Source organism: Salinibacillus aidingensis (assembly GCF_055393355.1).
On the sequence record NZ_AP043759.1, the window covers coordinates 2,493,908 to 2,508,841 of the forward strand.

Annotated in this window: 14 protein-coding genes and 1 riboswitch; all 14 genes read right to left on the reverse strand. The window is 40.3% G+C overall.

Features of this window, described 5'->3' with window-relative positions; genetic code table 11:
* Positions 1-60: 60 nt before the first annotated feature.
* Positions 61-168: a MetS family NSS transporter small subunit gene (locus ACZ5OK_RS13310; protein ID WP_343842594.1), complete on the reverse strand. Its 108-nt coding sequence runs from the start codon at positions 166-168 to the stop codon at positions 61-63.
* Positions 168-1,703, reverse strand: coding sequence for a sodium-dependent transporter (locus ACZ5OK_RS13315; RefSeq protein ID WP_343842591.1), 1,536 nt, complete (start codon positions 1,701-1,703; stop codon positions 168-170). Before ACZ5OK_RS13315 ends, ACZ5OK_RS13310 begins: the two co-directional genes overlap by 1 nt.
* Before the next feature lie 628 nt (positions 1,704-2,331).
* The gene (locus tag ACZ5OK_RS13320) at positions 2,332-3,873 is read right to left on the reverse strand and encodes a Na+/H+ antiporter NhaC family protein (RefSeq protein WP_343842588.1); all 1,542 of its coding nucleotides are present in this window, start codon (positions 3,871-3,873) and stop codon (positions 2,332-2,334) included.
* Positions 3,874-3,991: 118 nt separating this feature from the next.
* Positions 3,992-4,173, reverse strand: a riboswitch (Lysine riboswitch).
* A gap of 61 nt (positions 4,174-4,234) precedes the next feature.
* Positions 4,235-5,029, reverse strand: a complete 795-nt coding sequence (gene yunB, locus ACZ5OK_RS13325) for a sporulation protein YunB (protein WP_464758201.1) — start codon at positions 5,027-5,029, stop codon at positions 4,235-4,237.
* Between the two features lie 164 nt (positions 5,030-5,193).
* Positions 5,194-5,499 (reverse strand): YunC family protein, encoded by a 306-nt coding sequence (locus tag ACZ5OK_RS13330; protein ID WP_370521696.1) that lies wholly within the window; start codon positions 5,497-5,499, stop codon positions 5,194-5,196.
* Between the two features lie 51 nt (positions 5,500-5,550).
* Positions 5,551-6,939, reverse strand: coding sequence for a bifunctional metallophosphatase/5'-nucleotidase (locus ACZ5OK_RS13335; RefSeq protein WP_343842583.1), 1,389 nt, complete (start codon positions 6,937-6,939; stop codon positions 5,551-5,553).
* A gap of 57 nt (positions 6,940-6,996) precedes the next feature.
* Entirely contained in the window at positions 6,997-7,809 is an 813-nt protein-coding gene (locus ACZ5OK_RS13340; protein WP_343842581.1) for a sulfite exporter TauE/SafE family protein, read from the reverse strand.
* A 212-nt stretch (positions 7,810-8,021) separates the two neighbouring features.
* Positions 8,022-9,419, reverse strand: a complete 1,398-nt coding sequence (gene sufB / locus ACZ5OK_RS13345; protein WP_343842578.1) for a Fe-S cluster assembly protein SufB — start codon at positions 9,417-9,419, stop codon at positions 8,022-8,024.
* 81 nt (positions 9,420-9,500) lie between these two features.
* Positions 9,501-9,947, reverse strand: coding sequence for a Fe-S cluster assembly sulfur transfer protein SufU (gene sufU / locus ACZ5OK_RS13350; RefSeq protein ID WP_343842576.1), 447 nt, complete (start codon positions 9,945-9,947; stop codon positions 9,501-9,503).
* Entirely contained in the window at positions 9,937-11,157 is a 1,221-nt protein-coding gene (locus ACZ5OK_RS13355; RefSeq protein WP_343842574.1) for a cysteine desulfurase, read from the reverse strand. Before ACZ5OK_RS13355 ends, sufU begins: the two co-directional genes overlap by 11 nt.
* Entirely contained in the window at positions 11,157-12,458 is a 1,302-nt protein-coding gene (gene sufD, locus ACZ5OK_RS13360) for a Fe-S cluster assembly protein SufD (protein WP_343842572.1), read from the reverse strand. Before sufD ends, ACZ5OK_RS13355 begins: the two co-directional genes overlap by 1 nt.
* Before the next feature lie 18 nt (positions 12,459-12,476).
* Positions 12,477-13,262, reverse strand: coding sequence for a Fe-S cluster assembly ATPase SufC (gene sufC / locus ACZ5OK_RS13365; RefSeq protein ID WP_343842570.1), 786 nt, complete (start codon positions 13,260-13,262; stop codon positions 12,477-12,479).
* A gap of 412 nt (positions 13,263-13,674) precedes the next feature.
* A complete protein-coding gene (locus ACZ5OK_RS13370) occupies positions 13,675-13,827 on the reverse strand; it encodes a hypothetical protein (RefSeq protein WP_343842569.1) in 153 nt (50 codons plus the stop codon).
* A 216-nt stretch (positions 13,828-14,043) separates the two neighbouring features.
* A complete protein-coding gene (locus ACZ5OK_RS13375; protein ID WP_343842567.1) occupies positions 14,044-14,931 on the reverse strand; it encodes a MetQ/NlpA family ABC transporter substrate-binding protein in 888 nt (295 codons plus the stop codon).
* Between the last annotated feature and the right edge of the window lie 3 nt (positions 14,932-14,934).

Below are 14,934 nucleotides of genomic sequence, written 5' to 3' on the forward strand. Positions count from 1 at the left end.
GACCCGACTGCATAAGGAGAAAAAAAGCTGCCTCACAAAAGTGAAACAGCTTTTTTCTCCTTATTTTTTCGTTTTGGCAACCTTTCTTGCGTAAAATACACTTCCAAGCAGGCCGCCCCAGATAATCACCCCACCGATAACGAACATTGCAATGGCGCTTCCTGTCATTATTGCGCAACCTCCTTATCTTCTGATGTTTCTACAGATGAATGGCGTTTATAATCCAAATCACGATTCGGCCATCTCTTTATGGTGATAACCGCTCCTAGCATCATTGCACCTAGAGCAACAATCCAGCCAAAGTTAAACAGGAACTCAATTGGATAGCCTTCATATGGCTCCCCTGTAACTTCATTACGTATGTTTTGCAGCATCATGTACCCCAGTACAATCGGAGTGATGAAACCAAGGCAGAAACGCCACCATCCGCCAAGTTGAATATCTGATACCGAATTGGCGTGGTTTTGCAGATCCTTCAATCCTCTGGCGAACCAGGCAACTGCAACTACCTCAAACAAGCCGGCCAGTGCTACACCGTAATTGTTGATAAAGTAATCAACGGTATCAAGGAGAACCAGACCACCTTGACTGGCATAGGCAATCGAAATAACAGCTGCAATACCGCCGCCAATGAGCACTGAAGCAGTTCTTGAAACATTAAATTTCTCCTGAACACCAGCTACATAGGTTTCAGAAATGGATATTAGCGATGATAAACCTGCTAATGTTAAAGAGGCAAAGAATAAGAAACCAAACAGACCTGACATTACCGGCATTTCATTAATAATTTGCGGGAATACCGAGAACGCCAGCATAACTCCTCCTTGAACTATTTCGGTAAACTCCTGACCAGTAGATTGTGCCATAAACCCAAGGGCACCAAACACACCTATACCTGCCAGTAATTCAAAAGAAGAGTTACCAAAACCTGTAATAAAGGCATTATTTGTAATGTCTGATTTCTTGCTAAGATAAGATGAATACGTAATCATAATAGCGAAACCAATCGATAAACTAAAGAAAATCTGTCCATATGCAGCTACCCAAACTGATCCATTCATGATTTCACTCCAGTTTGGCTGGAAGAATTCATTTAATCCTTCCGCAGCACCTGGAAGTGTTACAGCACGAATAACAATAATCAAGAATAATACCGCAAGTAGTGGGATGAAAATTTTATTAGCAAGTTCTATCCCTTTCTTTACACCTGCAAGCAGAATACCTAATACTAATACCCAAACGATTATGAGAGGTATTAGTATTGTTGGAACTAATCCTCCAAATGCACCCGCATCTGTCATTTGCAGGAAATCACCAGTAAAGAATCCTGTAGTATCATCTCCCCATACTTGCCCAAAGGAATAATAGGAATACATAATTGCCCATGCGATAATGGCTCCATAATATGTAGAGATGACAAAGGAAATTAATACCTGCCACCATCCAATCCATTCGAAGCCTTTACTTACACGGCCAAGTGATTTTGGTGCAGAGCCACGATACTTATGCCCAATTGTATATTCCATAATAAGCAATGGAATACCTGCTGTTAGTAATGCAAATAAATAAGGAACAAAAAATGCTCCCCCGCCATTTTCGTAAGCTGTTGCGGGAAAACGCCAGATGTTGCCAAGTCCAATAGCTGAACCCATGGCAGCAAGTAAGAAACCTAATCTTGTTCCCCATTGTGAACGATTTTGCATGAATAGGACCTCCCTTTATTTAGATTATTACCTGTTTTCAGATAATTTTAACTTGTCTGTATTATACAACAAATAGTCCTAGTGTCAAAGGATTATTTTTGAGTATGCGTTTTCAATGTCGAAATTCTTTTCATCATGACGAATAGAACAAAGGCGGAAGCGCCCGTTTATCCAGCTACGGCTCCCAGGCCCAAGCGATCATAAGCAAAATTTCCTCCATGGCCAAAATATGGCCACTCCGAAGATTCTGCTTATGCCGTCGGGCCTAAACGGTCGCCTCCGCTTTTAAATTAGCGACGTACGGACTGGACTGAGCCGTAGGAGATAAAGTGAAACTCAATCAGTGGGGGTTCGATTGTTAGTTGAACAAATCGGGTGTTTACTGGCTGTTGACCCCCACTTATTTCTTACAGGGGGTCTTACAGCCAGTTAACACGCGGAAAAGGAAACACAACGAACGTAGAGAGTTGATGTTGACTTATCGGACGGAGGTGAAGGAAGTCTCGCTAGTCACTGGGGGCTGGAGCCGGCCGTGGCCTCCCCTGTTTTTCTTATCCAAATATCGTTTATTTTATAATTTCCTAGGCCAAGAAAAAAGAGCAAAGCCTAAGCCTTGCTCTTCAGTATATTATCCTGCTATTCGTTTTAAAACCATAACAATGACAAGCAACAGTAAAATGGAAGCGAATAATGAAATCCATACAAAGCCGGTAAATCCTAAGATAAGATATCCTACCACTGTAACCAGTGCTGCAATGACGGCGTATGGAATTTGAGTGATGACGTGATCGATATGGTGCGAACCTGCTCCTGTAGAAGACAGAATGGTTGTATCAGAGATCGGTGAACAATGGTCTCCAAATACTGAACCAGCCAGCACCGCAGCCAGAGCTGGCAGAAGCATATTCACATCAATGGCAACGGCAATTTGCCCTGCAATCGGAAGCATAATGCCAAATGTTCCCCAGGAAGAACCTGTAGCAAACGCCATAAATCCACAAACGAGAAAAATAATTAATGGTAAATAAGCTAAACTTAATTCAGATTCCTGTACGACCTGTGCCAGATATTCGCCAGTCTGAAGGTTTTCAATAATCGTACCAATCATCCACGCCAGAATTAAAATATAGATAGCCGGAAGCATGGATTTTGTTCCTTCAGCAAGAACTTTAAGGGAAGGAGATTTCTTTCCACCCTGTAAGAGATAAAATAAAAATGCAAGTAAAACGGCTATAAGTCCTCCACTAAATAAAGACTTATTTACATTCGTATTTTCAAAGATTGTAAGCAATGTAGCGCCTGCCCCACTATTTTGCATACCTGTGATAATCATAGCTGAAACCGTGGAGATAACAAGAACAATAATCGGTACAAGAAGGTGGAAAATACGGCCGGACTCAACCTGTGCGAATTGATCCTTAAGGTCACCTGGTATATCTTTTCTTTCCGGATCAACTAAATCACCTGTTTCCTCTGCACGCTGTTCATGTTTTCTCATAGCGCCCAGATCAAGTTCGAACAGGGTGACAAAGAAGACCAATACGATAGCGATAATGGCATAAATATTCATCGGAATCATTTGAACGAAGGAACCTAACGCCTGAAAATTCGTCAATTCATGATCCGCAATGATAATTCCAATCGTACCAATAATATAAGCACCCCAACTTGAAACAGGTGATAATACCGCCATAGGTGCAGATGTTGAATCAATCAGATAAGCAAGCTTTGCCCGGGAAACTTTATGACGGTCTGTAAGTGGACGGGAAACTTGTCCAACGGCAAGACTATTAAAATAATCGTCAATAAAAATAATAATTCCTAAGACAGAAGGCAGTAATTGAGCTCCTCTTTTGGTCTTTATTTTCTTGCTGGCCCACGCTCCGAATGCCTGTGTGCCGCCTGAAGCAGTCATAAATGCCGTCATCATCCCAAGGAAAATTAAAAATAATAGCAAATAGAAATTGCCGATATTAAGGGCGTTTCCATCAATAAAGATTCCATAAAAAGAATTCCAAACTTCTTTCAGTGAATCACCTATATCAAATTGATGAATAAAGAGTGCCCCCAGAAGAATTCCTGCACCCAAGGAAAGGAGAACCTTCCTCGTTAGTAATACTAAGATGATCATAATAAGTGGTGGAATTAATGAATAAATCGTTCCTGTCATGATGTGTATCTCTCCCTTCAAAATTGTCAGGATTGATGAAGGAAGCTTACTGAGCATAAAAAAACGAGGCAATGATTAGCAACCAATCATTACCTCGCAGTAATATGTTGTCCTAATCACGATCAGTAGCGCTTCATGCAATCCATTTCCTTGCATGACAGTATATTTCCTATTTAGAAATATACCAGCGAAAACTCGGTGATCCTCATTTTCACTTCGGCAGACTTCCCCTTTCCTCAATGATCACCGTTTGTCATCCTCCCATTGAGTACTCTTGAAAACTGCACCTCTACCTCATCGTTCTGATAAGGTTAAAGTCATTATTCATTTTTCACTCTTAAATTCTATCATGACCTTTGAACTATTGCAAGGAATCATATGGAACCGTCACATCAGGGCTGCTGCCACCACCTTCACTTCCCCCACCATAAAATTCAGGAACATCTCCATGAATGACTCGTCTGTCCACCAGAACCTTTTGCGTAACCTTTGCAGTATCCGTTGAAAATGGTACAACAATACGGACGGAAACACGAAGTTCTACATACAGACTTAAAATAGCACCATTAATACCTAAAGGCTCGGATTCATCAACGATATCCGACTGCACATCACCTAATAGTTGAAAATGCACAGGTATTCTTGGGCCTAAATTTGCAAGAATCGTATTATTGGTTGCCTGACCAAGAGGGATATCAGCAATAGCAGGATGCTCATTAATATTTTCGGTATTTACACCACTTTCACTTTCCTGCTGGGCTTCAATATCCAGCGATTGCTCCGGGGTTATCTCCCCATTTTCGATTTTTTTTAAATAGTTCTGTACTCTTATTGTTGTATTTCTATGTACTTCATTGACTAATTCAGAATTCCAGCCTGCCCCGACAATATTTCCTTCATCATCAGTTCTATATTCGATCATGTTTTCATTTTCCAATTCATCTGCGGTTCGTTTATCAACTGCTTCATTGATTGCTTCTCTGGCAACCTGTCTGGTTTTTGTTTCTGCAATGTTCATCAGTGTTGGCTCGATGCCTTCATCAATCAGCCATAAAGTTAAGAACACAGTAGCAAAAAAAACTAATAAGGTTAAAATAAAAACTTGACCCACACGAGGCCGTCCTGGTCTACGTTGTAACAGCATTTTTCTCCTCATGAAATAGCCCCCTCTTGAGAAATATATATGCACAATTTCCTGAGGGGTTGACCACATTTTTAAAAAGCATGTTTGACGTTTAATTCCAAATTACAGAAGTATATCCATCAGAAGCGCCCGCTGAATGGCATTCATGAACCATCCAACGGGCTTTTATACGAAATTTATAAACGGAGCAAGGCCTCTTTTGCGTTCATGCCTTCCTCCCAGCCATGCTTCTCCTTAGCTGCAATGGTTACCTTATCAAGAGGGGCTTCAAGAAGCTGATCAATGGTTTTCACTCCTAAAGCCCGGCCGGCAACAATTTCCCTTTCATATAATCGATCACTTAATAAGTCAACATCCAGCGCGCCACACATAATGTACCCGACTTCATTCGAGACCACCAATAAATTTGTTTTCGGTAATTTAACCTGTACTGCTGTAAAAGGTTTATCCTTGATCCATAAAGGTTCAACGGTTACCAACATGCATCACGCTCCCTTCTGCTACAATGTATGAGGAAAGAGCGTGAAGGTGAACTAATTCTTTAATTTTTTTACGGTCTCCCCGAGCAGGTCCCGTATAAATTCCGGAAGATAGTAATTCTTATGCGAGGCTGATGCCAATGGAGGAAGGAGTCTCCCGAGTGTAAACATGTCAGCCGTTGCGACATCATATTCCTTCTTCCTTTCAATGGGAGTGTCATTGATCCAAACCTCATGAATATATTCATTTTCATCTTCATCTGTACTCACTTCAATGCCGGAAAAAATCATCTTTCCAATTACTTTTCCGCGGAAACCTAATCCAATCAGCTTGAATTCAGCGAACCTCTGAGAACGCACCATACGAATCATTTCAATAATGACTTCTCCTGTCAGCCGAACCTTACATGGGTTAATTGGATGAGGACATATCCGATGAAGATCTCCACGAGTGACCTTCCCCTTTGGAATGCCATCCAGAACAATCCCGGCATTAAGCATGGCAAAGTCAGCCTGCGTCCACTCTCTTAACGTGTGAACCAGCTGTTTCATGAGTTCGGTTTCTTCAAACCAATCAATATCATAGTTCTTGTTTATAATAGCAACAGGTTCATTTAAGACCTCGGCAGCCTTGTCTCGATAACGGCGAATCAAGTCAAAGGTTTCCGTATCATCTTCTCTTTCAAGGATATCTATGGCAGAACCCTCTTTTTTTATCAGCCTTTTTTTCTGATGATCCCAGACTAAATTCTTCCGACCCACATAACGTCCAAATTTCCCTACAGCACCTACTAATGTGTTATGGATGTGCTCACCATCTTTAAAAAGGTGATGCGTATGGCCACCTATAATCAGATCGATTTCATCATAGTTCAAACTGATGTACTCATCTTCATTTATACCTAAATGAGAAAGGAGTAAAAGAATATCACAGTTTTCTCTTAATTCAGGAATATACTTATCCAGCGCTTCATAAGGAGAATTCACGTGCCAGCCAATTTCCTCGTAATAAAGATTAAATGGAGCCGTTAGTCCCAGTACTCCAAGTTTTAAACCACTTTCAGCTGTAAGAATTGTATAAGGTTTTAGCCAGTCTGGTGATGGCCGGTCCTGTTTATGTAAATTTGCACACACGACTTCAAACTTGGCTTGATTGTAGAGATTATACAAATCTTCATCAGGTAATGTGATTCCTTCATTATTTCCAATCGTCACCGCATCAAACCGGGCTTCATTGAGAAAGTCTACATTTGCCTGCCCCAGAAAAGCCTCCGTAATAGGGTGGACACGATCTAAATGATCACCATTGTCCAGGATAAAATACGATTCTCCGTTCCGCTTATGTCTCTCGGTCTGTTCCTTTAAATAGTGGACAACCTTAGGCCAGTTTTCAAAATGGCTATGTAAATCACTCGTGAAATATAAATAAAGATGTTCTTTCATAGAGCATTCTCCTTACGTCAAAAACCTATCCTGATGTTCCATCTAAAGCCTTTATCCTTACAGATTTGTGTAACCATTCCATATGAGACGAATGCCTACGATGATCATGAGAATACGTAAGATCCATTCGATTGTATTTCCTTTTAAACGCTGACTTATGATGGCCCCTGCCGTCCCACCTATCCATGCACCTGGTATAAAAAACCAAATATATTCCCATATAATATGTCCCAGTGATATGTGGGCAATCGAACTGACGCTGCTGGAAACAAAGATCATAAACATGGATGTCGGTGCTGCAATCTTTGCCGGAAAACCAAATATCAGAATCATGGCAGGGACCATAAGAGAGCCTCCGCCAATGCCAAATAAACCTGAGCAGAAGCCTACAGCGTAAGAAATAATGAGAGCCAATGAAACAGGAAAACTGTAACGATATGTGACTCCATTTAATATGAACTCACGATTGATTCCACTTCCGTTTTTTATCAGAGGATTCGGATCCCCCTGTTTTCTGAGAAAAAACATAAGGGACAGGACAATCATTAAAATACCGAAATACAGTTGAAAGGAACTATCTTCAACAAAACGGTTGGTCCATACCCCGCTTAAAGCTCCCGGAATACTTCCTGCCAAAAAGATTCCACCGCTTTTTAAGTCTACACGCTTATATTTTAAATATGTATATGTCGATGAGAAACCTGTAATGATCATCACTAACAGGGACATCCCTACAACAACCTGCGGGGAAGCCCATGAAAAAAATGAGAAGTATTCGGAGAGCAGTAACACTCCTGGAACAAAAATCAGTCCTCCACCCAGGCCTGCTATACTTCCTACAAAGGCAGATAGAAATCCTAATGCTAACATTATAATGTATACCAAAATACCATCCCTGCTTTATGTCTATATGTTCTGCAAACAAGCTAAGCCTGCTTGCTTATGCGATCGTGTTCTGATCGGTCGCCTTCGCTTTTCTTATTACCCAGTTTACATGATTTGGTTTGTTTGGAAAAGAAAAACCCGTTTCGATTGGATAACCGGAAACGGGTTTTTCTTTATTTTATAATGTGTGTGAAGGATTAACCAATAGAACCTTCCATTTCGAATTTAATCAGACGGTTCATTTCCACTGCATATTCCATTGGAAGCTCTTTTGTGAATGGCTCAATGAAGCCCATAACAATCATCTCAGTTGCTTCCTCTTCAGAAATACCACGACTCATGAGATAGAAGAGCTGCTCTTCAGATACTTTTGATACCTTGGCTTCGTGCTCAAGTGAAATGTTCTCGTTTAAGATTTCATTATAAGGTATGGTATCTGATGTGGACTCTTTATCCATAATCAATGTGTCACATTCTACGTTGGAACGGGCACCATCTGCCTTTTTACCAAAGTGTACAATTCCGCGATACGTTACTTTACCACCATTTTTAGAAATGGATTTTGAAACAATAGTGGAAGAAGTATTTGGCGCTAAATGCATCATTTTCGCACCCGCATCCTGTAATTGTCCTTCTCCGGCAAACGCAATGGATAGTGTATTTCCCCGGGCACCTTCACCTTTAAGGTGTACAGATGGATATTTCATGGTTAACTTAGAACCAAGGTTTCCATCAATCCACTCCATGGTGGCATTCTCATGTGCTTCTGCACGTTTAGTTACAAGGTTATAAACATTGTTCGCCCAGTTCTGGATTGTTGTATAACGGCAGTACGCATCCTTCTTCACATAAATTTCAACAACCGCACTGTGAAGGGAGTTTGTTGTATAAACAGGCGCTGTACAGCCTTCAACATAATGAACAGAAGCACCCTCATCAACGATAATCAGCGTACGCTCAAATTGTCCCATATTTTCTGAGTTAATACGGAAGTACGCTTGTAATGGTGTGTCCGTTTTTACACCTTTTGGTACATAAATAAAAGAACCACCGGACCAGACAGCTGAATTTAATGCAGCAAATTTGTTATCGGAATATGGAATAACTTTACCAAAGTACTCCTTAAACAAATCTTCATTTTCCCGGAGAGCTGTATCTGTATCTTTAAATACAATTCCCAGGTTTTCAAGATCTTCCTTCATGTTGTGATAAACAACCTCTGATTCATACTGTGCTGAAACACCGGCAAGATATTTTTGCTCAGCCTCAGGAATTCCCAGTTTATCAAATGTCTGTTTAATCTCATCTGGTACTTCATCCCATGAACGCTGTGTCTGCTCGGATGGTTTTACATAATAGGTAATTTCATCAAAATCAAGTTCACTTAAATCTCCACCCCATTGTGGCATTGGTCTTGAATAGAAGTGTTCCAATGCTTTAAGGCGGTATTCAAGCATCCACTCTGGTTCTTCCTTCATTCTGGAAATTTCACGAACAACATTTTCAGTCAGGCCTCGTTCAGTACGGAAAATAGAAACGTCCCGATCATGAAACCCGTACTTGTAATCACCAATCTCTGGTGCCTTTTTAGCCATGTTTCATACCTCCTTTAATTTAGAAAAGAGCTAAACTCTCACTTCTTAAAAACGCAAGAAACCGAACTCCATTGCCAAATCCTATTCCTTACTGTCCTCTCCTACACCCTGTTCCATGGCTTTCCATGCCAGGGTTGCACATTTCACTCGTGCAGGAAATTTGGACACTCCTTCTAAGGCTTGAATGTCTCCTATATCTAAACCATTTGTATCAATTTCTTTTCCCTGAATCATATCAGAAAACAAGTTAGAAAGTGTTAATGCCTCATCTACGGATTTCCCTTTAATCGCCTGTGTCATCATGGAAGCAGATGACATACTGATAGAGCAACCTTCACCTTCAAATTTGGCATCCGTCACTTTTCCATCCTCTACCTGTAATTGAAGATGAATGCGGTCACCACACGTCGGATTGTTCATATCAATGCTCAAGTGATCTTCACCTTCCAAGGTACCACGATTCCTTGGGTTTTTATAATGGTCCATAATGACTTGCCTGTATAGTGTGTCAAGATTATTAAAAGACATCACCAAAAAACTCCTTTGTTTTTTGAAGTCCTGCTACTAGTATATCAATATCTTCCTTGGTGTTGTAAAGGTAAAAACTGGCTCTTGCTGTAGCTGTTACATTTAACCATTTCATTAATGGCTGTGCACAGTGATGACCAGCACGAACGGCAATACCATCCTGATCCAGTACTGTAGCCACGTCATGAGGATGTACTCCGTCCAGGTTAAATGTGACCAAGCCAGCCCGTTCTTTAGGACCGTATACCTCAGCACCTTCTATCTTATCAAATTGATCTAATGCATAAGCAGCAAGCTCCTGCTCATGTTTATTAATGTTTTCCAGACCTATATCTTCCAGATAGTCAATGGCAGCTCCGAGTCCAATTGCACCGGCAATAATTGGTGTACCGCCTTCAAACTTCCATGGCAGTTCCTTCCAGGTGGAATCGTATAAACCAACAAAGTCAATCATCTCTCCACCAAATTCAACAGGCTCCATTTCCTCCAGAAGTTCTTTTTTTCCATATAAAACTCCAACTCCACTTGGACCGCACATCTTATGTCCTGAAAAGGTGAAAAAGTCACAATCCAGATCCTGAACATCTACCTTTTTGTGAGGAGTGCTCTGGGCTCCATCCACAACCATAATTGCACCGTTACGATGAGCAATCTCAGCTGTTTCCTTTATGGGATTAATGGTGCCTAAAACATTGGAAACATGCCCCATAGCCACAATCTTTGTTCGTTCTGATACAGTGTTTTCCACATCTTCTAAACGAATCGTTCCATCAGATTGTAAAGGGAGATACTTCAGTTCTGCACCTACAGCTTTTGCCGCCTGCTGCCACGGGATAATATTACTGTGGTGTTCCATTGGAGTAAGAACAATTTCATCACCTTCAGTCAAATTGGTACGTGCATAACTGTAGGCAATGGTGTTAATGGATGTTGTTGTTCCTCTGGTAAAGATAATTTCCTTTGTACTTTTTGCATGAATAAATTTCCTTACCTTCTCCCTGGCCCCTTCATATCCTTCCGTAGCACGGTTGCCTAAGGTATGAACACCTCTATGCACATTTGAGTTGTGCATAGAGTAATATTCATTGATCTTTTCAATCACAGGCTGTGGCTTTTGTGAAGTTGCAGCACTGTCGAGATAAACCAAAGGATGGCCATTAATTTCCTGATTTAATATCGGGAAATCTTTTCGAATCTCTTTTACATCCATTAGTATACTTTCCTTTCAATAACTTCCGTAAGCTGATTCTTAACGGACTCAATAGGAAGCTGGTTTACTACGGGAGCAAGGAATCCATGGATAATAAGTCTTTCTGCTTCCTTCTTGGAAATTCCACGGCTCATTAAATAATATAATTGAACAGGGTCAACACGTCCGACCGACGCTGCGTGACCAGCTTCAACATCATCCTCATCAATGAGCAGAATTGGGTTTGCATCCCCTCTTGCTCCGTGATCTAACATTAAAACACGGGACTCCTGCTCGGCATTTGACTTGGAACCTCCATATTCAATTTTTCCAATTCCACTAAAGATTGAGCTTGCCTGGTCTTTCATAACCCCATGCTGTAAAATATATCCTTCTGTGAATTTACCATAGTGTGTAATATTGGAGACGAAATCCTGTTTCTGTTTTCCACGTCCTACAGAGACAGATTTTGCTTCAGAATAGGAATTATCCCCCATTAAATAAGTAAGATTTTCAGAAACAGTATTGCCGTCATTCATTTGTCCCAATGCCCATTCAATTTTTGCATCACGATAAGCAACACCACGACGGTTTACATAAGTTGTGGTTCCCTGTGCAAAATTATCAACTGAACCATATAGAACCTTGGACTGATCATGAGCAATAACTTCAGAAATAATATTTGCAACAGCACTCTTCTCATGGTTTTGAGAAAGGTAATTTTCAACATAAGTTACTTCACTGCCCTGGTCAGCTACAAGTAAAACGTGGTTGAACAGGCCGGATTCATTATCCTCCTGCCAGAAAATGGTTTGCAGAGGTTCTTTAATAACTACATTTTTCGGCACATAGATAAAAACTCCGCCATTTAACAATGCCGCATGAAGTGCTGTTAACCGATTGGTATCAACTTTAACTGCATCTTTCATGTAATATTTCTTAACCAGGTCTGCATGTTCAATCAAGGCAGTACGAATATCGGTAAAGATAACCCCTTTTTCCTTTAGCGATTCAGCTACGGATGAAAAGGCTACACTGCCGTTTCTCTGAATGATTACATTTTCAGGATCCTGATCTAAAAAGACTTTTATATCCTCTGGCAGTTCATCGATGGAATTTACCTTATCCCCGGAAACATTATGATCAAAGTTTGTAAAGTTCCAATTCTTAATTCTCGTTTTTTCCGGTTTAGGCATTGGAAGATTTTCAGCTTGCTCCAGTGCTTCTAAACGAAAATCTTTCATCCAATCCGGCTCGCCCCGTCCTTCAGAAAATTGGTTCACATACTCTTTATCGTATGGTAATTTCGTTTCTACGGCCATGATAACCCTCCTATCTGATTACGCTTTTTGTTCTACCGATTCGTCTTCAATTCCTAGTTCTTTCTTAATCCAATCGTACCCTTCAGCTTCCAGACGCTGTGCAAGTTCAGGACCGCCGGATTTCACAACACGACCGTTCATCATTACATGAACTTTATCTGGTGTAATATAGTTAAGCAAACGCTGATAGTGAGTGATGATCAAGCAGCCAAAGTTTTCATCACGCAGCTTATTAATTCCTTTGGCAACAATCTTCAAGGCGTCGATATCTAGACCAGAATCAATTTCATCAAGGATACCAATTTCCGGTTTCAGCATAAGAAGCTGTAAAATTTCATTACGCTTCTTCTCACCGCCTGAGAATCCTTCATTCAGGTAACGCTGTGCCATGTTTTTATCAATTTCAAGATAATCCAATGCTTCATCCATTTCTTTAATGAATTGCATAAGCGGAATTTCATCGCCTTCTTCACGCTGTGCATTAATGGAAGAACGCAGAAAGTCAGATGTCGTTACTCCGCTGACCTCACTTGGATATTGCATCGCCAGGAACAATCCTGCTTTTGCACGCTCATCCACTTCCATCTCAAGAACGTCTTCTCCATTAAGGGTTACACTTCCTTGAGTAATTTCATAATGCGGGTGCCCCATAATAGCAGAAGCTAAAGTGGATTTACCTGTACCATTAGGTCCCATTACCGCATGGAATTCTCCGCTATTTATTGTAAGGTTAACCCCTTTCAAAATCTCTGTTCCTTCAATTTCGACATGAAGATCTTTGATTTCTAATGTTGAACCTGCCATAACGATACCTCCATTTATTGTATTTAATAAAATAACTATTATTCTCAATCTATTCTCATTACAATCTTATAACAAATAGAAACTGGATTCAACAATGAGCACCTGTATTCCTATAAAGAAAACATGGGCAACCGAATCCATACAGGACCTCATTAGCAGAATAGGCGAAATATCCCACTTTTAACCAGGGAGTGAACCAGCGACATTGCATGATCCATGGTACAGGAATTCTCAGTTTGATAACTTGTCCACCATTGATATGTAAGCTTATAGAATTGAGAATTATATCTAAATTAACTATAACACTTTTTCGTTGTAATTAAAAAAATTATGAGAGGATCTAATGAAGTAAAACTTAAAAAGAAAAGGACTGAGACCAAATTCCGCTGGCCCAGCCCTTTTCCTTTAAAGTCTATCTGAATAATTGACGATCATATTCAGCAACAACCTGCCTGCTTTTCTGATAGCTCATTTCCCTTCGCTTTTCAACTAACATTCTTTTATCAAGCTTACGGCTATACTCCATATATCCCATCCCATGGGACTGCTGCATGGCTTTTTCCATTTCACCAGTATACTGTAATCCTAAACTGTCAGAAGAAATAACTAAATCATCCTTTCAATATTATATGTAAGAAGTATACCACTTCATTTCCTGTTAAAACAAAGGGCAGATTCAAATCTTAGAACATATAAAAGGAGATGTAACTTCTTATACGAAAATTACATCTCCTTTCTTTATAAATAGAACGTGATTCTTCCTATAACTCTACTGTTCTTTTTATTCGCTGACAGGAACAATAGCCCCGTTATATTTTTCTTCCATGAAAGATTGAATCTCTTCTGATCGAAGAACTTCCACCAATGTTTGAAGAGCTTCACTGTCCTTATTTTCACTCTTCGTTACAACAAGGTTCGCATAAGGGGACTCAGAACCCTCCAGGATTAATGCATCCTTACTAGGCTGCAGCCCTGCTTCAATCGCATAGTTTGTATTAATGGCAACAAGTACATCCTCTTCACGTTCGTAATATTGCGGAAGAGTAGCTGCTTCGTATTTTGCATCAAATTTCAGGTCTTTTGGATTCTCAGTAATATCATCCAACGTAGCAGATTGTGGATCAACACCATCTTTAAAGGAAATAAGTCCTTCACGCTCAAAAAGGGCAAGGATTCGTCCATGATCAGCTACAGAGTTACTTAAAATAACAGTAGTACCATCAGGAATTTCCTCAACACTGTTAATATTCTTGGAATAAACACCCATTGGTTCGATATGAATGCCGCCAAGGCTGGCAAAGTCATAGTCAAATTCTTCCTTTTGCTGATTTAAAAATGGGGTGTGCTGATAATAGTTAGCATCAATACGTCCTTCAGACAAATCACGATTTGGAAGGATATATTCATCATAGGTTTCGATATTCAGGTTAATGCCTTTTTCTTCAAGTAATGGTTTCGCTTCTTCTAATACTTCCGAATGAGGAATGGCTGTAGCTCCTACCGTAATGGTTGTCGCTTCTTCTTCACTTTCTTCCGCCTGCTCAGTAGTATTCCCTTCCGTTTGGCTATCATCGCCATTTGTGTCTTCCTGTGTACTATCTTGGCCACCACATGCTGCTAAAACAAAAACAAACAAGGAAACAAATAATAATGTGAACAATTTTTTCATTTT